The sequence below is a fragment of the Sulfitobacter geojensis genome (assembly GCF_000622325.1).
Lineage (GTDB): Bacteria > Pseudomonadota > Alphaproteobacteria > Rhodobacterales > Rhodobacteraceae > Sulfitobacter > Sulfitobacter geojensis.
Genome location: NZ_JASE01000005.1, coordinates 67796 through 92858 on the forward strand (window position 1 = coordinate 67796; position 25063 = coordinate 92858).

Genomic DNA, 25063 nt, shown 5'->3' on the forward strand with positions numbered 1-25063 from the left:
GACCACCAGCGTGATATTGGCGCGAGGCCGCAGGGCCTTGCGCGTTGGCATAGCGCCGGTGGTTGCACCCAAGATCGGACTGTCAACGCTAGGAACGGCCAGCAGATTATTCTTTGGCCGGTGCCATCGCCCTGCTAACTGCCGCAAGAAGTTCACTGCGCCGTACCGGTTTCATCAAACGGGTATCATCGGTACCCAGCTCCTTTCCGGCGGCAATGGCATCCCCGGCATAGCCTGACAAGAACAGAACCGGCAGGTTTGGCCAACGCTTGCGAAGTGCCGCGGCCAGATCGGGCCCCTGCAAACTGCCGGGCATAACGATATCACTCAGCAAAAGATCGAACGTCGGATCCGCCTCGAAAGCTGCAAGTGCCGCATCGCCGGTTGCAACTTCCGTCACCTGATAACCGGCCCGCACAAGGGTTGTAACCAAAGTGGCACGCACCGCATCTTCATCTTCGGCAACCAGTATCCGGCGGCCATGGCTCGCCCCGCTGCTTGCGCGTGACAGCAGTTTTTCAGGCTGCGTGTGTTGGGGCGCGACAGCGGGGAAAAACAGCTTAAAGGTCGTGCCTTTCCCCACCTCGGTTTCTACATGAACAGTGCCACCGGATTGTCGCATGAAACCAAGGGTCATCGACAGGCCAAGGCCAGAGCCCAAACCCGGTGCCTTTGTCGTGAAAAACGGTTCAAATATTGTGCCGACGACATCTGGTGCAATGCCGGTGCCATTGTCCCTGACCGACAGCGTGACATATAGGCCGGCGGTCAGTTTTTCCTGCCCGCTTGCGCATTGGATCTCGTCCACAATCAGGTTCGCGGTTTCAATTGTCATGGTACCATGCCCCTCCATCGCGTCCCGCGCGTTGAGGGTCAGGTTCAATAGCGCACTTTCCAGCGATGCGCGATCTGCCTTGATCGGCCAAAGCCCTTTGACCAGATTAGTATCAACAACAACGCTTTCCGGCAGGATCCGTGTGATCCAGTTCTTCGCATCGCCAACCACTTTGTTCAGGTCCAGAACCACCGGCGTTAGCGGCGCTTGGCGCGCAAAGGCCAACATGTTTTTGGTCAGGTCGGCACCGCGCAAGGCGGCGGTACTGGCGGCATCAATCAGGTCTTTCTGGGCTGCATGATCCTGTTCCTCACGCAGCAATTCCAGATTCCCCAAAATCACTGCCAACAGATTGTTAAAATCATGGGCGACGCCGCCCGTCAGCTGGCCAATGCTCTCGTTTTTCTGCGCCCTGCGGGATATTTCGCGCTCGTCTTCCATACGCTGTTGCAGCGCGACCTCACGGGTCGCATCAAGGACGATCGATTTGACAATGAGCCTGCCAAACTCCCGCTTTGGTTTGCCGTGATAATCCAGCCACCGCGTTTGCCCGTTGCGCGCTGTGATCCTATAGCGGTGATAAAGCGCGTCGCCCGCTTCGTTGCTTTTGTGAACTGATCTAAGGAAATTACCGACATCTTCGGGGTCGTGCATATGGAAAAGCAACTCTGGATCAGCATAGAGTTCCTTGTCACTATACCCCCATATTTCTTTACACTTAGGACTGATGTACAGCAGCTTGGGAGCGTCGCGCACCGTTGCATCAAATTCGACAATTGCGCCCGGCAGTTGTTGTGCAACCGCTGCGACACGTTCCACCGAACTGAGGGTAAGCTGTTCGGCTTCGTGACTATCTGTCAGGTCGATATTCATTCCCGTGATGCGTTGAAATCCGCCATAGGCGTCCAGTTCCACGCCCCATCTCGTACGAATAAACCGCGTTGTGCCATCCGCTCTCACCACCCTGAATTCCGACTTGCCGCGCAGCTTTCCACTTTCGATCGCTTGCCCCATATCCTGCTGCATCTTACCCAGATCGTCAGGATGACAGACGGCTTCCCATTCGGCACGTTGAACGATCCGCCCTTCTCCTCCTATTCCCAACATAGCCAGAAATTCGGCATCGAAGTATGCGCCGGTATCACCGGCCTCATAGACATACATTCCGATGCCTGATGTCTGCTTGGCCAGCTCAAGATTACGAGCCAGTTCTCTGGATGAATTGGTGTCCTTTGCAAGTCGACACGCGTGACGCAGGATGAGCCAAGTTACCAGAATCGACAAAAACCCACTGGCAACAAAGCCCGCCATCACTGGCAGGTAGGATTCATATGGATCGGGGGGCGCGCTGGTGATGTTTAGGTAGTAGAGCGCAGGCGCTTGCAGCACACCAAAGCCCAAGATGAGGTAGCCAGCGGTTACGCCCTGTGTGAGTTGCAATTTGCGAGGCTGCAAATACCGTGAAACAACCACCCCCACCAATGGAATGCAAAGGTTGATCAACACACCAAGCACAGGCACAGGCCCACCGAAGAACAGCCAGTAAATTGCGCCCAAAGTCCCAGCGATCAGGCCCCCAAGGGGCCCACCTAAATACCCAGCAAAGACCAATGGTCCCGATCGTGCATCAAAAGGGGCCGCATAAGCGTCAACCAATGTGCTGCTTATCCCGAGGGAGATCACCGCGACCCCAAATACAAGACCAATGAGCGATTGCTGCAGAAGATGTCGGTTATGCAGGTAGCGCCACGTGCAGATCCAATACACGAACATGCCCGCAAGAAGTAATGACGTGAGGCTCTGCAAGGCAAACGCGAACATATATTCTCCTGACCTGCCCCGTTTGCCATGCCATATTGGCAATGCCATTGCATACTTCGGACAAGGTGCGGTCAATCATTTCAAGCGAACATTTTTCAACCCTAACTCGACGCGGCATTTTTCGGAAAAGGAAAGTCGGTTGTTCAAATTTTATGAACGCTTGAATACAGAAAAGTATGATACCGAGAGGTTCAATTAGCCTGTGTGAAACCGCCGTTCTCCAAAAAGCGGTTCAAAAAGAGGATCATCACCGGCATTTGACCGAAAGTCCGGTCCGGTAATCACGTCAATTTCACTTACAACATTCCCGAGACTCTTCTCGATCTGCCTTAGCTCGGCATTTTCATCCGATTGGGCAGCCTCCTCCACAGCGAGCAAAAAATGTCTCAATCCATTGAGGACATCATGGGTTTCAGCAAGCGCATCCCGACCAGATTTATTCATTTCTAAGTTTCACTCATCAATCATCAAATTATAGTTGCTAATAGCAACTAAACTCAAACCGATCAACTGATTTACAGCAAGATCGTTAGCGGCAACACCCGTAGAAGTGGTGAAGCTTCACGACAGCTCCACCTAACAACTTGTTTCTGCTTGAGTATTCTGACGAACCGCAACCTTTGCGCGCGTAAAGAAAAGTTATGCAACCAAAGAGCTATGTTTTATTGGCTAATCAGAATAATCTCTTGTGGCGAAAGGTTATCAATGCTTGTCCCAATCTTACAAAATACAGGGCTTCTGTTTTTATCGGGCATTGGGGCCTATGCAATTTTCACGCTTGCCAAACTGAAAGAGAATGAAGGTCGCCTGCACCTCTGGGTCGGCGTGATAATGGGGATTTCGGCTTTTCTCATATCATCCAACAGCTTTACCATTGAGGGCATCCCGATCCAGCTTGATGCCAAAGCCGGGGTACTTGTTTACGCTGGCTATCTCGGAGGGCCCGCGGGGGGGCTAATAGCGGCAGGACTTAGCGCGGTTTATCATTTTGTCATTGGGGAACAAAATGTCTGGGTCGGCACATTGATGTGCGGGATGCTGGCTCTGTTCGGCGCTGGCGTGGCCCGCATCTATATCTCTCCTGTTTGGCCACACGTGCCGGGACGTGCGACTTTTTCACTGATCGTCGGTGCCGGGACCATTCAATTCGCAGCTGCCCTGATCACAGCATGGAAGGGATCAGCCGTTTCAACGCAATCAATTGCTGTTTCGGTTTTCCTATTGGCGCTCACGGCAGTTCTTTCGACGATCATCATGAGTGTTACCATATCATATGCCAACACCATCGCTTCCGGGTTGCGCAAGGACGCTGAAACCACCCTCCGGCTTCGGCTGGCGGCATCTGCGGCAAATCTGGGCGTCTTCGAACGCACCGTGAACAGCGAATTCATCACCTTCGACAAAGGCATCGCCAATATTCTCGGGATCGAAAAGCACGATGGCAGGATGCATCTAAAGAGATGGCTCAACTTCATATTCAAAGAAGACCTCTCCATCGCACTGCGTTCTTCCGCAAAGGTCTGGCAAGGTGCCCCCCCCCGCGAACCGACACTGTTTCGCATCCGTCGGACCGATAACGAAACACGTTACGTACAGGCGCATTGGGCCACAGAACCGAATGACGGATCACCAGCCCAACGGGTCGTCGGCATATACGAAGACGTTACTGTTTCAGTCGAGGCGCAGCAGAAAAAGGTAAAGGCAGAAACACGACTGAACACCGCAGTGCGCATCGCGGGAATCGGCCTCTATACCTTCGGGCCCGACGTCGGCAATTGTACGTTCTGCTCCGACCTACATGCCGCACATATGGGTATGACACCTGACGCATTCCAAGAAATGGTGGCGGACCACAGCAACAGTTTAAAACACATTCATAAAGACGACCAACCTACGGTCCTCGACGCAATCAGACGTGTTAAACAGGGGCAGTCCCAGACATTCGAATACCGCGTGATCCACCCGAATGGCGGCATCCGGTTTATCCGCCAGATCGAAGAGCCCGTGAGTGATGAAAACGGCAACGTCATCGAGATAATCGGCACAAGCCTTGATCTGACCGATCTGCGTGAAGCGGAAATGCGGTTGCGCCAATCACAACGGATCGAAGCAATCGGAACCCTGACGGGGGGCGTCGCGCATGATTTTAATAACCTTTTGGCTGTCATCCTCGGGAATTTGGAGCTTTGGCTAGAAACGGGGAAAGAAGAGCAAGGCAAAAAGAAAATCGAAACCGCCTATAAGGCAGCCAAGCGCGGGGCGGACCTGACAACCAACTTGCTCAGTTTTTCCAGACAGGCGCCGCTGCAACCTGCTCGTCTAAATCTGAACACCCTGTTCGAAAGTACGTTGGATTGGACTGCACGTGTCTTGCCCGCGACCATTTCGATCGAAGAAACCTTATTTGCTGATCTTTGGGATATCGAAGCCGATGCAGCGTCTGCCGAAAACGCCATTATCAACCTTATTCTCAATGCACGTGACGCCATGTCGGAGGGGGGCCGGATCAAAATTGAAACCGCGAACATCGAACTCTTTGACGACGACATTGTATCATCAGGACTGGACATTTCCCCGGGCCCCTATGTTGTCGTGACAATCAGTGACACAGGACATGGCATTGCGCCCGAAAAGATCGATCAGGTTTTTGAGCCGTTTTACACCGATAAGCCCCGTGGCAAAGGATCGGGTTTGGGGCTTTCCATGGTGCAAGGATTTGTGGAGCAATCGGGCGGGACAATCAGCCTGTCGTCCGAGGTCGGGACCGGCACCACTTTCAAACTCTATTTCAAGGCCGCTGTCGACGCCGTGTCGCTGCCCGAAGATCCCCCGCCAAAGGAGCACGCATCAAAGCCGACACAAGGCACCATTCTTGTTGTGGAGGACGAGCCCGAAGTTCTGAAAGTGATCGCAATGTTTTTAGAAAGCGCAGGCTACACCGTCCTTACCGCAAAAACAGGCAGCGCGGCGCTGGAGACGTTCAAATCATCCCGCAAGGTTGATCTTCTGTTGACCGATGTGGTGATGCCGGGGCGTTTGCAGGGGGGTTCCCTTATCAAGGCCATCCGCCAAATCGAACCGGATTTACCTTGTATCATCCTGTCCGGGTACGCCGCTGATTTGACATCGGGCGACAACAGCCTGAAATCCACCGACATCCGTTTGGTGAAACCCGTTAGCCGCACAGCCTTGCTTGATGCTGTGGCTACCGCCTTGGAACTGGAATCCCAAACTGACGGAGCAACTTGATGAATTCGCCTGCCCTTGGCAATGATCTCGCAACGATTAGGAATTATGTGTATAGAGACCAAGCACAGAAGGGCTGGCCGTGGCGCATGACACAGGACGTTGACAATAAAAAGCTGATCGCTTCTGTTGTGTTGCTTGAACGGTTTGTCCGCGACATCTACCCGACAAAACACTCTTCCGCCATCCAGCCCCTGCAATGGTCTATCTTGCGCTATCTGGAACGGATGCCTGTCGAGCGCTGCGAACCTAGATGGATCGCAAAGTTTTTGGGGCTGACCCGTGCTCCCGTGACCCGTGCTATCGCAACTCTGGAACGACACGAATACGTGCACCAGATAACCAATGGTGAAGACGCACGCACGAAAACGATCGCCCTTACTCCGCTTGGTTCAAGTACCTTGGCAAGCGATCCAATCTTGGACGCTGTAAAGCAAATTCGCGCTTTGCCCGAAATCGAACAGACCCACTTTATCAATGCCATCCGATCAATTGCTTTGAATTCCGTAGGGTCGAACGATGAGCAAACATAAAAAGATCCTGTTGGTCGATGACGATCCCGATATCCGTGAATTGATCTCGCTATTCCTGGCTTCGGAACCTTATGACATCGTCGAGTCCAGTGACGTCCCTGCCGCGCTTCAAAGCTTGTCGTCGCATGGGCCATTCGATCTTGTGATCCTTGATTTCTGGCTTGGTCAAGATCACGCGGTTTCTGTCATCGACAAGATCCGGTCGAAAGATCAAAGCACGCCGGTCATCATGATTTCGGGGGGCAACCGCAGGATGGATCTTGAATCTACCGCTGCGATCTCAGACATCAGCGGCGCGGTTGTATTCCTGCAAAAGCCTTTTCAAAAAGCAACTCTACTGGATGCTGTAAACTCCGCGCTCCGTCCCTAAGCGTTCAAATTGCTACCCTCACAGGGGCGAACGCCCCTGCCAGATCGCGGAATAACACAGCGCCGCAATTATGAAGTAATAGATGGAAAGGCCATCGGCCCCATGTGCCTTAATAAATGCGCATCTTCAGGTTGATCCGAATGTCGCCAGCCCCGCGAATTGTATAAGACGTACGATCACGCCCCTTTGTGCGGCCCGCAACATAGTAGACCAACAACACGCTTAACTTTTTACCTTTGCAACGGCCCGTCCGCTGGGTGAATTTGCGGCGCTCGGCGCGATAGGTCCCCAATGACGGCGGGGTATTGATGATTAGGCGCGGGTGGCCGCGATCCTTACAGGTTTTTTCATCGTAATTCAGCCATTGGAATTCCATTTCGCTACCTGCGGCAACACGGCGGTCCCAATTGCGTGTAGACTGCGCGGCAACGCTTTGAACCGTGACGATGGACAGGAGAGCGGCAAGCCAAATCGCCGCGAAGTTCGCAAAACTGAAACTGCCTGTCTTCATCTTCATTTCCCCGTCAAATCGGTTCCAATTGAATTGTTTGTCGACACCTGCTTGTTGTTGCGGATAGGCTTGCGCCATCTCGATCGAAAGTCAAATGGCAATTGGGATGGCTTCATGAAGACCCAGAGTGCAATTCCCGTACTGTTTCTCACCATTCTCTGGGTGGCGTTGATGGTAGGCATCAGCACCGCCGCGCATGCCGGTCGTGTGGCGCTGGTGGTGGGGAATGCGCAGTATCAGAACACGCAAACGCTGGCCAACCCGCGCAATGATGCACAAGCGATTGCCAGCTCTTTGCGTGCCTTGGGGTTCGAGGTTTTTGATGGTTATGATCTCACTCGCAATGCCTTCGAAGAATTGATCCGCGACTTCGCGCGCGGTGCCGAAGGTGCCGATGCTGCGGTACTTTATTACGCCGGTCACGGGTTAGAAGTCGGCAGTGTGAATTATCTAGTGCCAGTGGATGCGAACATCCGTGACGAGGCTGATTTAAAATTCGAAACCATCAGTCTTGATGACATTATCGGCTTTATGGAGCGCGAACAGCGCACCAATCTGATCTTTCTGGACGCTTGCCGTGACAACCCGATGGCGCGCAATCTGTCGTTGAACATGGGCACGCGATCGGTCGCTGTCGGGCGCGGGTTGGCACCTGTGGACACGGGTGTTGGCACCTTGATTGCTTATGCCACACAACCCGGGAATGTCGCGCTTGACGGTGCGGGGCGCCACTCTCCATTTACCGATGCATTGCTTGACCATATTTCAACGCCTGATCTGGATGTCGAAATCATGATGCGCAGCGTCCGGCGGGACGTCATGCAAAAGACCGCGGGCCAGCAGGTTCCGTGGAGCAGTTCGTCGCTCACCGGCAGTTTCATTTTTCAGCCCAAGCCTGTCCAGACGGCCACACCGACAGCGCCGCCAGCGGCCGCGCCCGAACCTTTAACCCCAGAACGCAAAACTCTACCTGTGCTCCCTCTTGATAACCGGAAAGACCAGGAGCTGACACTAAAGGTTCAAACCCAGCTTAACCGTCTGGGCTGTAATGCGGGCACGCCGGATGGAATTTGGGGCCGCAAAAGCCATGCCGCACTTATGCGTCTGGTCGAACATGCTCCTTCAATTGAAATAGGGGCACAGGAACCAAGCGCAGTGCTGTTGCGCCAAATTGCGCAACTTGACGGCAGAATCTGCCCACTGGTCTGCGCCCCGACCCAAAATTTGATTGACGGGGCATGTGTGCGCAAGACCTGCGCCAGCGGACAGCGCCTGTCCTCGCGCGGTCAATGTTACACACCGCAAGTCGCGAAACCCCGCAACAGAACAACATCGAAATCCAGCTCCAGCTGTTTCAAATACAACGGTCAGACGTTTTGCGACTGACCGGCATCCGGTTTACGCCAGACACAGGTTGCACGCCTTGGGCATCGCCACAGGTTTTTGCGCCTTGCAGCCCTTGACCGCTTTTCGCTATCGTCCGCTATTATGGAAAACACCGACGCAATACTATCGCTTCTCCCGACCCGCCTGAAGGATGCGCGCCGCGCCAAGGGCCTGTCGCTTGATGCTGTGGCAAAACTGTCGGGCGTTTCGCGGAGCATGGTCAGCCAGATCGAGCGGGGCGAATCCTCGCCTACGATTTCAACGTTATGGAACCTGACCAAGGCGCTTCAGGTCGATTTTGCCGGACTTCTTGAGGATGATCTGGAAAGCCGTATCGAAGTTTTGCGCAGCGGCAATGTGCCTGCGATTGAAAAACTTAGCGCGGGATATTCAATACGTATCCTTTCGCCACCGGAAGAAGCCGGACGTCACGAGGTATACGACCTGCGGTTTCAGGAAAACGGCGTTCTGGACAGCCTGCCCCATGCCACCGGCGCACGCGAACATCTGACGGTTATCCACGGCCATCTGACAGTGACCAGCGGTGACGCGGTTGAACAACTGGCCGAAGGCGACACCGCGCGATACGCGGCAGACGTTGCCCACCGGATCACTGCCGATGGACCTGCACGCGCGTTTTTGGTGGTGCACGGCGCCTGACACATATCCGTGATTGCGGACGTCTTTCCATTTTTGCATAAATCCGCTATTGCGGAAATAAATCCACTATGCAAAATCCCACCAAACGGAGGACGCCATGACCACAGCTTTCTTGACCCACATGACCGATACGCTGGCGCAAATCGACGCGGAAAAGATGACCAAACACGAACGGCTCATCACCTCGCCGCAGGCGGGTCACGTCACCGCAAACGGCAAATCGGTGATCAACCTTTGCGCCAACAACTACCTCGGGCTTGCTGACCACCCCGACCTGATCCAAGCTGCCAAAACGGCGATGGACGACAAGGGTTTCGGCATGGCTTCAGTCCGGTTTATCTGTGGCACCCAAGACCTGCACCGCACGTTAGAGACGCGGATTGCGCGGTTTCTGGGCAAGGACGACTCCATCCTGTTTGCCGCCTGTTTTGATGCCAATGGCGGGCTGTTCGAACCGCTTTTGGGGCCGGAAGACGCCATCATTTCCGACGCCCTGAACCATGCTTCGATCATCGACGGCATCCGTTTGTGCAAGGCCAAGCGCTATCGCTATGCCAATTCCGACATGGACGACCTTGAAACCCAGCTAAAGGCCGCAAAGGCAGACGGTGCGAGGTTCATCATGATCGCGACCGATGGCGTTTTCAGCATGGACGGCTATCTGGCGAAGCTGCCCGCAATCACCAAACTGGCTGAAACCTATGGCGCGCTGGTCATGGTGGATGATTGCCACTCAACCGGTTTTATGGGCCCAAAAGGCACGGGCACACCCGCCCATTTTGGTGTTGATGTCGACATTCTGACCGGTACCTTGGGCAAAGCTTTGGGCGGCGCGATTGGCGGATACATCGCTGGCCCGCAACCGGTGATCGACCTGCTGCGCCAACGCGCCCGTCCCTATCTGTTTTCCAACTCCCTGCCCCCGTCCATTGTTGCAGCAGGCCTCGAAGCCATTCGTCTGGTTGAAGAGGGCGATGCCCTGCGCGCGCAATTGTTCAAAAACGCGACCTACTGGCGGGACGGGCTGACCCGTCTGGGATTTGACCTGTTGCCGGGCGAGCACCCGATCATTCCAGTGATGCTGGGCGAGGCGCATCTGGCACAAGAGATGGCCGCCCGACTGTTTGACGAAGGCGTCTATGTCAGCGGCTTCTTTTTCCCCGTTGTGCCACGCGGTCAGGCCCGCATCCGCACCCAGATGAACGCCGCCTTGACGTTTGACGATCTGGACCGCGCACTGGCAGCATTCGCGGTTGCCGGCAAAGCAGTAGGTGTTTTGAAATGAGCAATGAAATGAATGCCCTGGTCAAGGCCCACCCGCGTGAAGGGCTTTGGCTGCAAACCGCACCTGTTCCAGAAATCGGGCAGGATGACGTTCTGATCCGCATTAACAAAACCGGCATTTGCGGCACCGACATCCACATTTGGAACTGGGATGAATGGGCGCAAAAAACCGTGCCTGTGCCTCTGATCACCGGACATGAGTTTGCCGGCGAGATTGTCGAAATCGGGCGCAATGTCCAAGGGCTGCACATGGGGCAGCGATGCAGCGGCGAAGGACACCTGATTGGCAAACAATCCCGTCAAAGTCGGGGCGGAAAATTCCACCTTGATCCCGAAACCCGCGGTATCGGGGTGAATGAACAGGGGGCATTTGCCGAATATCTGCGCCTGCCTGCGTTCAATGTTGTGCCCCTGCCCGACGAGATCAGTGATGACATCGGGGCCATCCTTGATCCTTTGGGCAACGCTGTTCACACGGCCTTGTCCTTTGATCTGCTGGGCGAAGACGTGCTGATCACCGGCGCGGGGCCGATTGGCATTATGGCCGCGGCAGTTGCCCGCCACGCAGGCGCGCGCAATGTCGTTATCACGGACATAAATCAGGACCGGTTGGATCTGGCAGCCAAGGTTGCAGATGTTACGCCGGTGAATGTGACAAGCGAAGATCTGGCAGACGTTCAAGGGCGCTTGAAAATCAAACAAGGGTTTGATGTCGGCCTGGAAATGTCAGGTAATCAGGCGGCACTTGATCAAATGGTCGAAGCCATGGTGATGGGAGGCCGCATCGCCTTGCTTGGCATCCCCCCCGGCAAAAGCCCTGTCGACTGGAGCCGGATCGTGTTCAAGGCAATCACTCTCAAGGGCATCTACGGCCGCGAGATTTTCGAAACGTGGTATAAAATGATTGCCATGATTCAAAACGGCTTGGACGTTTTTGGCGTGATCACCCACCGCTTTGCGATGAAGGACTTTGAAAAGGGGTTTAGCGTGATGAAATCCGGCCTCTCAGGCAAGGTCGTGCTGGACTGGCGCGCCGGTTAAGGTTTTGCCTGCCGCAAGATCGCGATTGCTGCAGCACGCGGGCCGTTTTCAACGCGTCACGTCGGTTAAGTCGCGTCAAGCTGGGGTGGAACATGGAAATGTTCTCTAATCTCAAGAATTTAACCATCAGTTAATCACAATAATCTTTGAAAAATCCGTAAAACGTGTTTGTGTCCTTGGAAAACAAAGTACAAAAAACGACCATTGGGCAGTGACATGACAATTTCTTATGCGACCGCAAGGAGCGCACCCATTCTTGAATGGGCAGACGAGCGTGTTTTGATCGAAGGCTGGCAACAGCGGAAAGACCGCACAGCGCTGGAAAAATTGCTTTTGTCTCACGTGCGGATTGTTTTTGCATGGGTGCGGAAACTCAGCACGGACCGCGCAGAACAAGAAGAGATGGTGTCCGAAGGTATCCTTGGACTGATCAAGGCGGCTGATATGTTTGATCTTGCGAGAGACGTCAGGTTCTCAACCTACGCCCGGTGGTGGGTCAAGAATAGTGTGCTGACCGCATTTGAACGCCTCAGATCTATCGTTGAATTGCCCGCCGGTATGCGTGCGGAAGAAGGGCAGCAGGTCAAACAAAGTACAGACCTGTTTGATATGTTGGTTTGCGACGATCCCACGCCCGAAGAACGGATGATCGCGATCTCATCGCGCGATCAGCTGCGGGCGCGGCTGGCCGATGCCCTTACGGGGCTGAACGAAATTGACCGTGAAATCGTGACCAGCAGAACCTTGAAGCACCCCTCGGAAACGATCAACGATCTGGCGGCAAGGTTAAATATGAACACCACCAAGGTAAGACAGGTCGAACGCCGCGCAATGTCGCGGTTAAAAAACGAGCTATTGGCCCGCGGCGTCACAACAAGCAGAGCTGATTAGCGTGATCCAGACAATCAACCTATTAGCGCCGTCAAAATCATCGGATGCAACCAATCAACAAACTGTGCCGGAAGGTTTTGCCGCGCTGATGCAGGGCAAGTCGGCCGTTGAAACCGCTGTCACCGCCCCTGAGATTGCCAATGCAGAAAGCGAGTTGGTTGCGGGGGAACTTATTGACGGCGCAGCTGAGCGGGCGACGGAAACACCTGGACCGCCCGCTCAAATGCCGTCGCCCGCGCCCCTGTTGAAGGACGGTGAAACGGTGGTGCCCGCGGTTTCGGCGAAGGTGGGTCTCCCTGATGCCCAAACTTTTGAACGTCGCGGTTTCGCTGTGCCAGACCAGTTCGCCGACGCCGGAAAGGTACAACAACCCGACGCTGCGCCGCAGACATTGGTCGGGACAGACAGCAACAAACAATCCCAAAATCTAGTGAACAGCACGCCTGTAATCGCCACGGACACCAAACTGACACATCAGACGGTACCGCCTGTCCAAACAGGGCCGCAGCCCGTACCGGTTGCGATCACATCCGCTCCGATGGTCCAGTCAGCCCTGCCAGAACCAGCTTTTGCGCAAGCAAGCACCCAGCCCCAAATTGCCGTGGATACGACCGACATCGCCAAACGTCAGGTTACGGTGGCAGCCGCCGGACAGCCGCAATCTCCCGCGCCCATCACCCCCGTTTCGCAAGTCGGGCAGGACAGCGCGGCGCCCTTATCGTTGCCGTCGGACAAGCCCACCCCCCCAATCCGAACACCAGAAATGCCCACCGCTCAGGCACCTCAAACCGTCGCAAAGGATGCGTTGCAACTGACGACACCAAACCCTGCACAAGACATCGCGAAACCGACGGTACAGGTTCAATTGAGCCAAGGGCAGCTTCAGGTTTTGGGACCAGAACAACAGACGATCGCAGCCCAAGGCATGCCCGCCATCCAAACCGCGCAGGGCGTTGCGAAACCTTCCTTGATCAAACAGGGTGAGCTGTCCCAGATCGATCACGCTGCGCCAGACGGACGTGCGGCAGATCGGCCATCGATGATGGGCGCTGTTTTCGCGACCGGCAAAGCGACGCTACCAAACGCCCCTCTCAAACCGGCAAACCAAGGGACGGTCCCGCTTGATCTTGATCATCCCGAACACCTGCCGCCTGCGCCTGCCCTTTCATCAACAACAGCAAGCACCGAAGCCGGACAGGCCATGAGCGCTGCTGAAACCGTGGCCAAACCTGCCGCCAAGCCCTTTTCAGAAGCACTGATGGCACAGGTGAAATCCGTCGAGGTCGCGCAGGGGCGCACCACCGTTAACCTGATCCCGCGTGGGTTAGGCAGTATCGAAATTGAAGTCCTTTCGGAAAGTGACGTCACACAAAAGGTTGTAGTACGCGTTGAAAATCCGGCTGTTTTGCAAGCGTTGCGGGATGACCGGCAAGGCCTTGCGCAGGCGATTGGCGTTTCGGACAGCAGCATTTTTGACTTTCAGGAACAGGCCGCGGGGGATCACCCGTCCCAGCGCCAGCACAACAGCAATCAGGGTGGTATCGCTCTTTCCGACGGCCCCCTGGCGCAGCCGGAACCTAAACATCTCGATGTGGTCCAGGACGGCCAGCTTGATATCTTGACGTAAGAAGGATCAGATCATGCTTACCAATCCCAGCCTTATAGATACCATCGGCGCGACGACAACGAATGCCAGCAACACATCGCTGTCCCAGCTTGGGGATGACTATAACAAGTTTCTGACCTTGCTGACTGCGCAGATTTCCAACCAAGATCCCCTCGCCCCGGTCGACAGCACACAGTTCGTTGCACAGCTGGCACAGCTGTCGCAGGTCGAGCAGGCCGTGCAGACCAATTCGCAGTTGGAAACACTGAACACACAGGTGTCCGCCCTGATGAACATGGGTGGTACCGATCTGCTGGGTCGAGAGGTTTCGATTACGTCAAACGTCATGGATCTGGAAAACGGCAGCGTCGACTCAACCTATGTGTTGGGCGCGGGTGCGGTTGATGTCTCTGCCCGTATCACCGATCCGCTGGGCCGCGTTGTGCGCACGCTTGAAGGACTGTCTACGACCGCGGGCCAGCAGATTCCGCTCGACTGGGACGGCACGGATGACGATGGCACTCCGATGCTTGAAGGGGCCTATACGGTTGAGATTGTGGCCCTTGATACAGCCGGTGCAAAGGTGGCCAACGTCGTGTCACGCAGCGCCACCGTAGAGGATGTCCGGTTCAACGCAGGTGAAATTTTCTTTGGTCTGAGCGGGGGCGAAGTTGTCTCTTCCATCACGATACAGGCTGCGAGCTAAGCGCTACCCCTCAGCGCTTAGGTTGGAAATTAGCGTGTTGATCCGCGCAGTACGCACTGTCGGAAAATTCACATATAGTTTACGCACCAGCATTTCCGCCAGCGCAACCTTATTGCCCTCGCCGGTGATCACATCGTGAAACGAAATATCGGAGCCCGCAAGATCAGCGATCGCCACGACGGTCGCATCCCGTAGACGCGCACGACCGACCGCACCGTTAATCTCCTGAAACGCAGTTGCGCCCATTACATAGACATCCAAATCGAATTTGAGGTTCAAGGTCTGAATGCCGCGCGGCAGTTGAACGGTGAATCCGCCCAGCGGCATCTTGTACAACAGCGCGCTGTCCGCATCCTTCTTTGCCCCCGTGGACGCAGGAGCTTGCGTCACCCGCACGAAACGCTCACCGAAATAGCCCAGGGCCCCTGCCCCCGCGACCATCGCCAACATGATCAGGATTTTCAGCATCAGACAGTTGGGTTAGTAAGGCAGGATAACTTCAAGGACGTCCTCCCCGATGCGCGGGCTTTGGACCGCAGAAATCTGGCCCCGCCCCCCGTAAGATATCCGGGCTTCAGCGACTTTATCGTAATCAATGGTATTGTTCACATTGATGTCGGCCCCGCGAATGATCCCGGCAATGCGCAACTCTCGCAACTCCGAGTTCACCTTGACCTCTTGGCGCCCAGCGATCACGTAATTTTCGTTCGGCAACTTTTCGATGATCAAGGCAGCAACCCGCAAACTGATCGCCTCGTTGCGCCGGATCGACCCCTCGCCGCTGGACTCAGAACTGCTTTCCAGATCAAGAATATTGCCACTGTCCGTGGACAAATCAAAGTTCAGGAAATCGGGATCGCCGACTTCCTGTTTCGATCCACGGCTGCGGCCCGATCTGTTTTGCAACTGCGCGCGGTCGTCAATTTCGATCAATACCGTCACCAGATCGCCCACATCCGTGGCACGCCGGTCAGTGAAATAGCTGGTCGTTGTATTGGACCACAGGCTGGCCCCTTCGGCGCGCTTTGGCGGCAACTTGATCGCCGCAGGTGCCATTGGCACGCTGATCCGGTTCACCTCGTTCATGTTTGACGGGTCAAGAACCAGATTGCTCACCTCGGGGTTTCGGTTTTCTTCAAATTGTGCGCACCCCGCCAGACCGATCAATGACAGCGCCAGAGCGAAGGGAATGCGGGGGGAAAGGGCGGCTAAGTTCACTGGGTTACCTCGACGGTGCCGGGGGTGGTTGCGATTGCGGAAATCGCCTTGTTGCTCGACAGGTTTACCACCCGAATTTCTTGGCCAGCGTGCGCATCCGCCATCGCACGCCCCGCCGCGGTAAGCTGAAGGCCACCGTAGCTTAGCAATATCTTTACCTTTTCACCGCGGTTTACGATGACAGGCGGGATAACGGATTGACGTGGTACGGGGCGTCCCGCAACCAACATCCGGCGCACCTGTTGGCCGACCAGCTTTTCGGCCGACGCAATCGCGAAAGTGCCGACCCGTTGCAGGGGCATTTCCACAAGGGTCACATCATCGGCAGTGACGATTTCCTCGGGCATGATCCGGCGTGCGGGCACAGGCACCTTAACGGTCATCACCGCAAGGCCCCAAACGCGGTGGGTTTCACCATATGCGGTGACGACATTCGCGATGAACTGACCGCTGTCGGGATCAATCCAGAATTCCTTGATAAACTCGCCTTCGTGAATGGCCCCTTCGGCCATGCGAATGTCGATGCGCCCGTTTGCAGGGATCTGTTGTTCCAGTGCCGACAATGCCCGTTCTTCGATCAGGTCTGCAACTTTCATCGTATTCGCAGACGCCGGCAACGTCAGCAGGCACAGGCTGGCAAGCACCATCATCGACGAAAAAGCGCGCATCATCAAAACAAAGGTAAAAGAAGGTTTCATCACTTGATCTGGTTGGTTGTGGTCATGATCTGATCAGCGGTTTCAATCGCCTTTGAGTTCATCTCATACGCCCGCTGGGCCGAAATAAGGTCGGTGATCTGCTGGATGATGTTCACGTTGGAATTTTCCAGATACCCCTGCCGCGTCACACCAACACCGGGATCGCCAGGGGTGGCCTCGACCGGCTCGCCAGATGCTGGAGTGGCCGCCAAAAGGTTGTCTCCCATCGGCTTTAGCCCAGCCTGATTCAGGAATGTCGCCAAGGTCACCTGCCCCAGCTCAACCGGCTCCGCTTCGTTTTCGATATAGGCCATGACAACGCCGTTCTGGTTGATCTCAACCTGACGGGTCAGTTCCGGCACCACAATCGCCGGCTCGACTTCGTACCCGTTCAACGTCACCAACTGCCCTTCGCCGCTCAGCTGGAAATTCCCGTCGCGGGTATAGGCCTGCGTGCCGTCGGGCCGGTTGACGATGAAATACCCGTTGCCGTCGATGGCCATATCAAGCTGGTTTTCGGTCTGAACCAACCCGCCTTGGGTGTTGTGGCGGATCACACCGGCGGCCTGAACGCCCAGCCCGATATCCGTGCCGACAGGACGCGCAGTGCCTTCCTCCGACGTCAGCGCCCCCGCGCTGTTGACGCTTTGATAGATCAAATCTTGAAACGCAGCGCGCCCGCTTTTGAAGCCCGTCGTGTTTGCGTTGGCGATGTTGTTGGCAATGACATCCACGTTGGTCTGCTGTGCCAACATGCCCGTCGCGGCAATTCCCAGTGCTTTCATGTGTCGCTCCTATGCGCCCGCGGTCAAACGCGCCCTAATCGTTGGATGGATGTTTTGGTGAGGCTGTCATCTTCGGTCATCAGCTTGACCGAATTTTCGTACGCCCGCTGAATGTCGATCAGACGCGTCATTTCCAAAATCGCCTGAACATTGCTGCCTTCGACAAAGCCCTGTTTAACCTTTGGGTCTTCTACCTGTTGTGGGGCCGCGGCGTCCGGGGGGAGCTGATACATGCCGCGACCCAAAGGCGTCATACGCGCCTCTTGCTCGATTTTAAAAACGCCGATGGTGCCTAAAACAGCGCCTTCGGGATCGGTAATTGTGCCGCCCGTGGTGATGACGACGTCCTGCCCCACATCATCGGGCAAGGTGACAGGCCCGCCGCCTGCATCAAGCAAGGGCAAGCCGGTGGATGTTTTGAGCTGGCCATCAACATCAACGACAAATTGCCCGTGACGGCTGTAACCGGTTTCGCCACCATCAAGCTGGAAAGAGAACCAACCCTCGCTGGCGACCGCTATATCAAGCGGGTTTCCCGTTGGCGTCAGAGGGCCATTGGACAGATCCAGATACGTACCCTTGTCCACCACATAGCTGATGCCATCCGACGACGCTGCACTGTCAACAGATTCAAGCAGCGGGTTGATCGCCTTGTACCCAGAGGTCGACGCGTTCGCCAGATTATGAGCGGTCATATTCATGCTACGCTCAAGCGCTGTCGCCTGAGACAGCGACACATAACCGATATTGCTCATGACAGTCTCCTCCGGTGGGCAGGCACCGAATTTATTCATTCAGATGGCAGTCTGTTGCAAAAACAAAATTTCACAAATACAAGGTTAAGGCAAGATTTAATGTATTGAGCAAGAACAAATGCGCCCAACAAGAGCACGCACTGTATTTGCAAGCTTAATCCTTGCCTCTCTGACCGGATATGCGGGTGCGAAAACCGCTGCGAGCCCCCCGGCGATCGCAGCAACACGGGCAGAGGGCTGGCGCAGCGATCTTGACCTTCAGCATTGGGGAACCGCGAGTTTTCACAATGATCTATCGGGGGCTATCCGCGCGTTAAGTGCAGCACATGGCGCAACCAAAGACGCGGTCATGCTCGATATCGCAGAGATATTCCTGACCCATATGCTTCTTTTCGAGGCCGAAACAGCACTGCATGGTGTCACCCCGACAACACCCGCGCAAACACGCCGTTTGCTTGCCGTGCAACATGCAACAGCTCTGCTATCGGGCCAGCCTGTTGAGGAGTTCCAAACCTCTGCACTCAATCAGCCGGAACGGCCGGACCGTGCATTCTGGGCAGCCCTTCAAGCCATCGCAACCGCTGACGCAGGATTGCTTGGCACCAACATCCGCGACAGTTTTACGGGGCTGGGGCTTCAATCACGCGCGGCATTACGTCAAATGTTGCCGGTTTTTATCGAAGCAGCCACAGAGTTGGGCGAGCACGCCCATGCCGCCGCCGGACTTCAATTGCTGGAAGAATTGCCAGACCTCGCGGCTGCACCCACAGGTCACTTCCTGCGAGGCCGGGTCGAAGAACGGCGCGGCAATGAGTCATCAGCGCTAAAGGCATATTTCAAAGCCGCAGAAGGCTGGGACCAATATGCAGCGCGGGCGCGACTTGCGGTGGCCGATATGTCCTTGCGGGATGGCGGGGACGGTGCCTTGCTGGCCGCGCAGAGTGTCCTGCAAGATGGCGCAGAAGCATGGCGGGGGGACCGGTTTGAGCTGGAAATCATCAAACGACTGGCACGCCTTTATGCGGCAACCGAAAATGATCTCGAACAGCTTTTGACGCTCGGCAAACTACTGACCCGCTTTTCCGATTCCCCCGAGGCCACAAGCGCCACGGAACAGGCCCAAGACCTGCTGAAGCGCCTTTATGCCAAAGGGACCAGCGGCCAATATTTGCTGTCAGACTGGATGACTGCGCATCTGGGATTGGTGCCGCTCTATGGCTCCTTTCCCGACTTTCCGGCACACACCGAGGCCTTGGCAGATTATATTCTTGGACTCGGCGCAACTGATCTTGCCGCCAAAGAATATCGACGCGCCATGCAAGAGATCGAAAGACGCGATGCGCCGCAGTACACACCGGACCTGACCCGCCTGACGCTCAAGTTGGCAGATGCACAACGACAGGCCGGTCTGTTCGCCCAAGCCCGCGAGACCCTAACCAAAGCGGGCTTGCCAATGACGGAAGCGGACAAGGACGCGCACAGCGCCTTGTTGGCGCGGGTCTTATCCGGCCTGAACGACAGTCCGGCGCTATTGCAGACGCCCGTTAAAACACCAACGCCAACCCATTTGCGCGATTTGGGAATGGCTTTTTCTGACGCCGAACAATGGGATGATGCTGTTGTTCAATATCTACAACTCTGGGACAATCACCCACGGGCGTTTGCCTTTGAGGATGCCACAAGACTGCTTATCGCCGCCAACCGGTCGGGTGACGGGGCGACAATTGGAAGAGTCGCGCGGGCGTTTCCGCAGCTGACCAGCACCGCATCCCTTGTTGAATTGGCCCAAAGCCTGAACGCTGATCCGGCGGAATTGCTTCCGTTAAGTGCGGAGAAAGCGGCGGATAGGCTTCAAAGTCTCGAAGATGCGTTCCAATCCATCAAGAATACAAGTGCTTCACCAAGGACATCAGATTAATACCTCACTTCAACAAGTTCTAAATGTTCAATATTTTGCATTTCTTTAACTCTCCTTAAACTTCACTTCTTTAAGTGTGGTTAAGAGGCAAGAATAAAAAAGTTAAAAAAGGCGGGATAATGAGTATTTCAAGCGCACTCCAGACGGGCGTGAGTGGCCTTCAGGCTAACTCCAAGGCAGTCGGCAGCATCTCTGAAAACATCGCAAATGCCAACACGATCGGATACCGGCGCGGCTTTGTACATATGGTTACGACGACCGCCTCCGGTGGCAACAAAGAGGGTGTTTTATCCGTCGCCGCTGTTGACGAAGTTGATATTTCCTCTGCTGGTGGCTTGATCTCAACCCAGTCAACAACCGATCTCGCCATTGGTGGCAACGGTTTTTTTGCCGTATCGATCAACCCGAACGATCCCATCGCGACGAATTATCTGCTGACGCGGGCCGGATCGTTTCTGCCGGACGAAAATGGCGATTTGCGTAATGCCGCAGGGTATTACCTTGCCGGATACCCTTTTGGATTGGACGGGACCATCGGGTCGGTCGACCGCAGTTCATTTGACCAGATGGAAACCGTAAACATCGGCAACATCGACATATCAGCGGGGGTTACAACCTCCGTCACCGCATCCGGCAACTTGCCATCACAAGACACTGGCGTTGCCACACCGGGTGCCCCTTTCCTTACTTCTTCCGAAATATTCTCCTCCTTGGGGGCAAGCCAGCGCATCGGCCAGTCCTGGTCACCGACATCTGTGGCAAATATTTGGGATCTCGAGCTTTCGGACCAAAACGGTGATCCGCTTGGCACAGTAACGGTCGAGTTTAACGATTCCGGCCCCGAAGCCGGGTCACCGCTGTCCTACAGCGCCATCACATCCACCGCGACAGCACCTGCCGATTTTGCCTTTGACGCAGCCACAGGTATCGCAACGCTGACGCTCGATAACGGAACGACGCCGCAAGTGCTGGAACTGGAACTTGGCGCGCCGGGGACGTTTGATGGCATCACCCAATTTGCCGGCGATTTCAGCCTGTCTTTCGACCGTGACGGGTCCAGCGCGGGCGAATTGGTGCGCAGCGAAATATCGGCGGACGGTGTTCTATTCGGGATTTTCGACAACGGCATGCGCCGTGCGCTTTATGAAATTCCGGTCGCTATCGTTGAGAATCCGAACGGCTTGATCGCCGCAAAAGGCAACGCTTACAATCTTTCAGGCGAAACCGGATCATTCAATGCGCTGAAAGCCAATTCATCAACCGTCGGTGCCCTGAACGCAGGCGCGCTTGAAGGATCAAACGTGGACATCGCGCAAGAGATGACCGACCTCATCAAAGCACAACGCGCGTTTTCGACAAATGCCAAAGTGATCACAACGGTAGATGAATTGATGGACGAAACAGCGCGGCTCAAGCGCTAATTCTCTAATGCCGGAGTAAGACATGAGTCTAACAGGGGCACTTAATTCCGCATCATCAGGGCTGCGCACAACGCAGACCCTGTCGAGCGTTGCAGCAGACAACGTGGCCAATGCGTTAACGCCCGGATACACGCGCCGCACGGCGTCGGTGATTTCCACGGCCAGCGGGGCAGATGGCGTTACAATTGCAGACATCCGCCGGGACGTAGATGCGTCATTGCAGCGGATGTCACAGTTGGAAACCGGTAAGATGGCCCGCTACCAAGCCCTTGATGAAGGGTTAAGCCGTTACACATCCTATCTGGGGCAGCCCGGTGACGGCACATCGCCTGCGGATAAATTCAGCGCTTTTCAGAACAGTTTTACCACATTGGTGAACATGCCGTCCTCTCACGGGGCGCAGGCCGGCGTCGCCTTTGCCGCAGAAGATCTGGCACAAGTGGTGCGGGGGGCAGCCACAAGCCTTGGTACGACGTTAAGCGAGGTCGATATGGAAATGCGCTATGAGGTCGCCGACCTCAATCAAGCGCTGTACCAATTGCAGGACCTTAATGCCAAACAGCTTTCCACCGTTCCAGGGTCGGCCAATTCCGCCGATGTAAGTGAACAGATTGACGGGTTGCTCGATCAGATTTCGGGTATCGTCGACACGCGGGTTTCCTTTTCTTCTTCGGGCACGGTCAGCGTTTATACAATCGGCGGCACGGCGTTAATCGAAGGGCAATCCGTACAGGACGTCACTTTTAACGCGGGCGATGGCACCTTGATGGCCGGTCAACAGGACATCACCCCCTTCAAGGACGGCGTGCGCGGGTTGCAGCACGGCAGCTTGGTGGGTCTGTCGGAGCTAAAGGGCACGATCATTCCGCAATTCAACTCCCAGCTTGACGAATATGCCCGTGGCTTGATCCAGACTTTTGAGGCCGCAGATGCGTCTTTGGCACCGGGCGATGCCGGGCTGTTCACGGACAATGGCATACCTTTCGATCCGGCCAATCTGCAAGGTTTGGCAAGCCGGTTACAGGTGAACGAAAAAGTATCCATGTCAGGCGACGCCGAAGTTTGGCGCCTGCGCGACGGGATGAGCGCCACCACGCAGGGTCCCGCCGCTGAAACCACCCAAATCGCCAGCTTTATCGACGGGTTCGCGACGACGATGGGTGCTTCCGCAAATACAGGCATCCCATCGACCGTCACCTTGCAGGATTTCGCCGCCGAGATGGTAACCAACCAAGCCACCGAACGTGTTCGCGCCGAAAACAGTTACTTTGCCGCCCGAACATCGGCTGAAATGGCCAATGGCACGCGGGCCAACGCCGAAGGCGTGAACATAGATGACGAGATGCAGCGCTTACTGTTGATCGAGCAGAGCTATGCGGCAAACTCAAGAGTGCTGACCACGGTATCGAATATGATTGATACCTTAATCGCAGCGGTATGAGGCACTAGCATGACATTCGGCATCACCAATATTTCAAGCCTGCAATTCAGCATGTTCAACCGACAGAATGTGCAAAGCACGACCTTGGCCTTGCAGCGGGCCGGACAGGAACTGGCGACCGGGCGCAAAGCGGACATTTTTGCCGATCTGGGGTCAAACGCCGTTTCCACCATTAAACTGCGCGCCCGCGAGGCTGATACGCAGACTTACATGAAATCCAACGATGTTCTGGGCAACAAGCTGGAAACCATGCTGCTGTCGGTCGATACCGCGCGCAACAGTGTGAATTCGGTGCTGGAACGCGCTGTTACCAATGCGTCACGCCCCCACATCAACGCCGAAGCATTGCAGCGCGATGCGATTGTTGCACTCGACAAACTTGTCGCGGTGATGAACACAAAATACAACGGCGACCACCTGTTTTCTGGGGTGAATTCCGAAGCGGCCCCGCTGGTGCAATGGTCGCAAACCAATGCCACGACCGGACTGTCCCCTGAGGATGCGATCGCGTCAATCTTTGCGGGCGGGCCGACTGACGCCGCAAGTGCTGCAGCGCTTGCAGGACAGATCGACCTTGCTTTTGCATCAAATGATGCCGGCAATCCCAACAGAAACTTCGAAGCCACAATGTATCAGGGCACACCGGCGCTAGACGGGGGCGGGCAGCCTAATGACCAGCTTAAGGCGTGGGTAAACGTCGGCCATCAAGTGTCCTATGGGGTGCGAGCCAACGACGACGCCTTTGTCGAGGCATACAAAGGGCTTTCAATGCTGGCGGTCACAGATGTCAGCACCATGGATGAAGACGCCTATGCAACATATATGGACAGCGTCATAACGGCACTAGGCAATGCGCAGGACGGCATGATCACGATATCGTCGCAGATCGGTTTCACCCAGCAAATCATCGAGACGGCACAGACCCAGTTGACCGATGTATCCCTGATCCAGCGCACCCAAATTGGCACCTACGAAAACGTCGATCCTTATGAGGCGGCCACGCGGGTACAAAGTCTGGAAATCCAGCTTCAGGCGAGTTACGAGGTGACATCCCGCCTTTCCGGCCTGTCGATCCTGAACTTCCTGAGATAGCGGTTAACCGGCTTTCGAAATGGTCTCGGGCAACATAAGCCGGTAGCCGCGCCCTTGTACGGTTTCGATATATTGCCAACCGCTTTCGGATGCTGCGGCGATTTTCTTGCGCAGCTTGCAAATATAAACGTCGATGATCTTGTCAAAGGGCTGATCAATGCTTGACCCGTAGACCGCGTCATAGATCGCGTCCTTCGAGATCACCTTGTTCGAATTCAACGCGAGATGCTGGAAAACTGAATGCTCCCGCTTGGACAGCTTGATCCGGCTGCCGGAGATAATCGGATCGCGCCCGTCGAAATAGGCCGTCAGTTCGCCCATAACGATGCTGTCCGCTGCATGGCCATACAGCCGCCGGATAACCGAGTTCATCCGCGACACAACTTCGGCACCCCTGATCGGGCTGACCATCACGTCGTCCGCCCCGAGATCAAGCAAGCTGGCGGTATCTTGCGAATTGCGAAAGTTCCGGAAAACGATGATCGGGCTGACGCATTTCGCCATCCTGAGCGCGCGAATATGTTCGCGCAGTTCATCGCATTCACTCAGTAAAATGGCACGGTTCTTTTGGCCTTGCTGCGTCAAAATACCAAGACCGGAGGCAAAAAAGTCGCTTCCTACAAACTGCGGATCAATCCCCGCATTGCGCAATTCCGACGCCAAACCGACGCGACGCTCTTCTTGCTGTTCGTAAACATACGCTTTCATATGTTTGCCAACCCCTGTGCTTTCTATCCTTGCTGAATATCAAGTATAGATTTTCTTTACAATGATTAAATAGTGGATTAATTCTAGGTTAAACACTAGCAGGCAAACATAGAATTACTATCAACGCCTGTTCTTGC

General features: G+C 55.2%; 23 protein-coding genes. 14 read left to right on the plus strand and 9 right to left on the minus strand.

All coding sequences use genetic code 11. From position 1 onward, the window contains the following. Positions 1–106: 106 nt before the first annotated feature. Both Z947_RS21395 and Z947_RS0102310 read right to left on the minus strand, forming a co-directional pair. Positions 107–2656: a PAS domain-containing hybrid sensor histidine kinase/response regulator gene (locus Z947_RS21395; protein ID WP_025042696.1), complete on the minus strand. Its 2550-nt coding sequence runs from the start codon at positions 2654–2656 to the stop codon at positions 107–109. Positions 2657–2851: 195 nt separating this feature from the next. Further along, entirely contained in the window at positions 2852–3100 is a 249-nt protein-coding gene (locus Z947_RS0102310) for a hypothetical protein (protein WP_025042697.1), read from the minus strand. A 261-nt stretch (positions 3101–3361) separates the two neighbouring features. Here Z947_RS0102310 and Z947_RS21400 point away from each other — a divergent pair, with 261 nt between their 5' ends. The 3 genes from Z947_RS21400 to Z947_RS0102325 are packed head-to-tail and all read left to right on the plus strand — an operon-like array spanning position 3362 to position 6805. Beyond that, complete coding sequence (locus Z947_RS21400) at positions 3362–5905, plus strand: hybrid sensor histidine kinase/response regulator (RefSeq protein WP_025042698.1); 2544 nt, start codon at positions 3362–3364, stop codon at positions 5903–5905. Beyond that, a complete protein-coding gene (locus tag Z947_RS21405; RefSeq protein ID WP_081781105.1) occupies positions 5905–6435 on the plus strand; it encodes a MarR family winged helix-turn-helix transcriptional regulator in 531 nt (176 codons plus the stop codon). Before Z947_RS21400 ends, Z947_RS21405 begins: the two co-directional genes overlap by 1 nt. Then, complete coding sequence (locus Z947_RS0102325; RefSeq protein ID WP_025042700.1) at positions 6422–6805, plus strand: response regulator; 384 nt, start codon at positions 6422–6424, stop codon at positions 6803–6805. The genes Z947_RS21405 and Z947_RS0102325 overlap by 14 nt, the downstream gene beginning before the upstream one ends. Before the next feature lie 109 nt (positions 6806–6914). Here the strand turns inward: Z947_RS0102325 and Z947_RS0102330 are convergent, their stop codons facing one another. Further along, the gene (locus Z947_RS0102330) at positions 6915–7316 is read right to left on the minus strand and encodes a hypothetical protein (RefSeq protein ID WP_156026611.1); all 402 of its coding nucleotides are present in this window, start codon (positions 7314–7316) and stop codon (positions 6915–6917) included. Positions 7317–7430: 114 nt separating this feature from the next. Here Z947_RS0102330 and Z947_RS21410 point away from each other — a divergent pair, with 114 nt between their 5' ends. From Z947_RS21410 to Z947_RS0102365, 7 genes are all read left to right on the plus strand, one after another. Continuing rightward, complete coding sequence (locus Z947_RS21410; protein WP_025042702.1) at positions 7431–8702, plus strand: caspase family protein; 1272 nt, start codon at positions 7431–7433, stop codon at positions 8700–8702. A 99-nt stretch (positions 8703–8801) separates the two neighbouring features. Beyond that, positions 8802–9362 (plus strand): helix-turn-helix domain-containing protein, encoded by a 561-nt coding sequence (locus Z947_RS0102340; protein WP_025042703.1) that lies wholly within the window; start codon positions 8802–8804, stop codon positions 9360–9362. A gap of 97 nt (positions 9363–9459) precedes the next feature. Then, on the plus strand, positions 9460–10647 hold the full coding sequence (locus Z947_RS0102345) for a glycine C-acetyltransferase (protein WP_025042704.1): 1188 nt from the start codon (positions 9460–9462) through the stop codon (positions 10645–10647). Then, on the plus strand, positions 10644–11687 hold the full coding sequence (tdh, locus tag Z947_RS0102350; protein ID WP_025042705.1) for an L-threonine 3-dehydrogenase: 1044 nt from the start codon (positions 10644–10646) through the stop codon (positions 11685–11687). The genes Z947_RS0102345 and tdh overlap by 4 nt, the downstream gene beginning before the upstream one ends. A gap of 216 nt (positions 11688–11903) precedes the next feature. Next, the gene (locus tag Z947_RS0102355) at positions 11904–12578 is read left to right on the plus strand and encodes a sigma-70 family RNA polymerase sigma factor (protein WP_025042706.1); all 675 of its coding nucleotides are present in this window, start codon (positions 11904–11906) and stop codon (positions 12576–12578) included. Position 12579: 1 nt separating this feature from the next. Continuing rightward, the gene (locus Z947_RS0102360) at positions 12580–14205 is read left to right on the plus strand and encodes a flagellar hook-length control protein FliK (RefSeq protein ID WP_025042707.1); all 1626 of its coding nucleotides are present in this window, start codon (positions 12580–12582) and stop codon (positions 14203–14205) included. A gap of 13 nt (positions 14206–14218) precedes the next feature. Further along, positions 14219–14890, plus strand: coding sequence for a flagellar hook assembly protein FlgD (locus Z947_RS0102365; protein ID WP_025042708.1), 672 nt, complete (start codon positions 14219–14221; stop codon positions 14888–14890). Positions 14891–14893: 3 nt separating this feature from the next. On the opposite strand, the gene Z947_RS0102370 is transcribed toward Z947_RS0102365, so the two are convergent. The 5 genes from Z947_RS0102370 to Z947_RS0102390 are packed head-to-tail and all read right to left on the minus strand — an operon-like array spanning position 14894 to position 18346. Then, the gene (locus Z947_RS0102370; RefSeq protein ID WP_025042709.1) at positions 14894–15358 is read right to left on the minus strand and encodes a hypothetical protein; all 465 of its coding nucleotides are present in this window, start codon (positions 15356–15358) and stop codon (positions 14894–14896) included. Positions 15359–15370: 12 nt separating this feature from the next. Further along, complete coding sequence (locus tag Z947_RS0102375; RefSeq protein ID WP_025042710.1) at positions 15371–16108, minus strand: flagellar basal body L-ring protein FlgH; 738 nt, start codon at positions 16106–16108, stop codon at positions 15371–15373. Continuing rightward, on the minus strand, positions 16105–16806 hold the full coding sequence (gene flgA / locus Z947_RS0102380; protein ID WP_240477503.1) for a flagellar basal body P-ring formation chaperone FlgA: 702 nt from the start codon (positions 16804–16806) through the stop codon (positions 16105–16107). The genes Z947_RS0102375 and flgA overlap by 4 nt, the downstream gene beginning before the upstream one ends. After that, complete coding sequence (gene flgG, locus Z947_RS0102385) at positions 16806–17591, minus strand: flagellar basal-body rod protein FlgG (RefSeq protein ID WP_025042712.1); 786 nt, start codon at positions 17589–17591, stop codon at positions 16806–16808. Before flgG ends, flgA begins: the two co-directional genes overlap by 1 nt. A gap of 23 nt (positions 17592–17614) precedes the next feature. Next, entirely contained in the window at positions 17615–18346 is a 732-nt protein-coding gene (locus Z947_RS0102390; protein WP_025042713.1) for a flagellar hook basal-body protein, read from the minus strand. A 118-nt stretch (positions 18347–18464) separates the two neighbouring features. Between Z947_RS0102390 and Z947_RS0102395 the strand changes: the two genes are divergently transcribed. From Z947_RS0102395 to Z947_RS0102410, 4 genes are all read left to right on the plus strand, one after another. Continuing rightward, positions 18465–20264 carry a hypothetical protein gene (locus tag Z947_RS0102395; protein ID WP_025042714.1) on the plus strand — a complete coding sequence of 600 codons (1800 nt, stop codon included), beginning with the start codon at positions 18465–18467 and terminating at the stop codon, positions 20262–20264. A 119-nt stretch (positions 20265–20383) separates the two neighbouring features. Continuing rightward, positions 20384–21685 carry a flagellar hook protein FlgE gene (locus tag Z947_RS0102400; protein WP_025042715.1) on the plus strand — a complete coding sequence of 434 codons (1302 nt, stop codon included), beginning with the start codon at positions 20384–20386 and terminating at the stop codon, positions 21683–21685. A 22-nt stretch (positions 21686–21707) separates the two neighbouring features. Beyond that, on the plus strand, positions 21708–23126 hold the full coding sequence (flgK, locus tag Z947_RS0102405) for a flagellar hook-associated protein FlgK (RefSeq protein ID WP_025042716.1): 1419 nt from the start codon (positions 21708–21710) through the stop codon (positions 23124–23126). Between the two features lie 9 nt (positions 23127–23135). After that, positions 23136–24218, plus strand: coding sequence for a flagellin (locus tag Z947_RS0102410; RefSeq protein ID WP_025042717.1), 1083 nt, complete (start codon positions 23136–23138; stop codon positions 24216–24218). Positions 24219–24221: 3 nt separating this feature from the next. Here Z947_RS0102410 and Z947_RS0102415 read toward each other — a convergent pair whose 3' ends face one another. Next, positions 24222–24926 carry a response regulator transcription factor gene (locus Z947_RS0102415; RefSeq protein ID WP_025042718.1) on the minus strand — a complete coding sequence of 235 codons (705 nt, stop codon included), beginning with the start codon at positions 24924–24926 and terminating at the stop codon, positions 24222–24224. Positions 24927–25063 lie beyond the last annotated feature (137 nt).

Bases quoted from the DNA above. Each gene is read 5' to 3' on its own strand.
- Z947_RS21395 (WP_025042696.1), bottom strand. From the start codon at position 2,656: ATGTTCGCGTTTGCCTTGCAGAGCCTCACGTCATTACTTCTTGCGGGC.
- Z947_RS0102310 (WP_025042697.1), bottom strand. From the start codon at position 3,100: ATGAATAAATCTGGTCGGGATGCGCTTGCTGAAACCCATGATGTCCTC.
- Z947_RS21400 (WP_025042698.1), top strand. From the start codon at position 3,362: ATGCTTGTCCCAATCTTACAAAATACAGGGCTTCTGTTTTTATCGGGC.
- Z947_RS21405 (WP_081781105.1), top strand. From the start codon at position 5,905: ATGAATTCGCCTGCCCTTGGCAATGATCTCGCAACGATTAGGAATTAT.
- Z947_RS0102325 (WP_025042700.1), top strand. From the start codon at position 6,422: ATGAGCAAACATAAAAAGATCCTGTTGGTCGATGACGATCCCGATATC.
- Z947_RS0102330 (WP_156026611.1), bottom strand. From the start codon at position 7,316: ATGAAGACAGGCAGTTTCAGTTTTGCGAACTTCGCGGCGATTTGGCTT.
- Z947_RS21410 (WP_025042702.1), top strand. From the start codon at position 7,431: ATGAAGACCCAGAGTGCAATTCCCGTACTGTTTCTCACCATTCTCTGG.
- Z947_RS0102345 (WP_025042704.1), top strand. From the start codon at position 9,460: ATGACCACAGCTTTCTTGACCCACATGACCGATACGCTGGCGCAAATC.
- tdh (WP_025042705.1), top strand. From the start codon at position 10,644: ATGAGCAATGAAATGAATGCCCTGGTCAAGGCCCACCCGCGTGAAGGG.
- Z947_RS0102355 (WP_025042706.1), top strand. From the start codon at position 11,904: ATGACAATTTCTTATGCGACCGCAAGGAGCGCACCCATTCTTGAATGG.
- Z947_RS0102365 (WP_025042708.1), top strand. From the start codon at position 14,219: ATGCTTACCAATCCCAGCCTTATAGATACCATCGGCGCGACGACAACG.
- Z947_RS0102370 (WP_025042709.1), bottom strand. From the start codon at position 15,358: ATGCTGAAAATCCTGATCATGTTGGCGATGGTCGCGGGGGCAGGGGCC.
- flgA (WP_240477503.1), bottom strand. From the start codon at position 16,806: ATGAAACCTTCTTTTACCTTTGTTTTGATGATGCGCGCTTTTTCGTCG.
- flgG (WP_025042712.1), bottom strand. From the start codon at position 17,591: ATGAAAGCACTGGGAATTGCCGCGACGGGCATGTTGGCACAGCAGACC.
- Z947_RS0102390 (WP_025042713.1), bottom strand. From the start codon at position 18,346: ATGAGCAATATCGGTTATGTGTCGCTGTCTCAGGCGACAGCGCTTGAG.
- Z947_RS0102395 (WP_025042714.1), top strand. From the start codon at position 18,465: ATGCGCCCAACAAGAGCACGCACTGTATTTGCAAGCTTAATCCTTGCC.
- Z947_RS0102400 (WP_025042715.1), top strand. From the start codon at position 20,384: ATGAGTATTTCAAGCGCACTCCAGACGGGCGTGAGTGGCCTTCAGGCT.
- flgK (WP_025042716.1), top strand. From the start codon at position 21,708: ATGAGTCTAACAGGGGCACTTAATTCCGCATCATCAGGGCTGCGCACA.
- Z947_RS0102410 (WP_025042717.1), top strand. From the start codon at position 23,136: ATGACATTCGGCATCACCAATATTTCAAGCCTGCAATTCAGCATGTTC.
- Z947_RS0102415 (WP_025042718.1), bottom strand. From the start codon at position 24,926: ATGAAAGCGTATGTTTACGAACAGCAAGAAGAGCGTCGCGTCGGTTTG.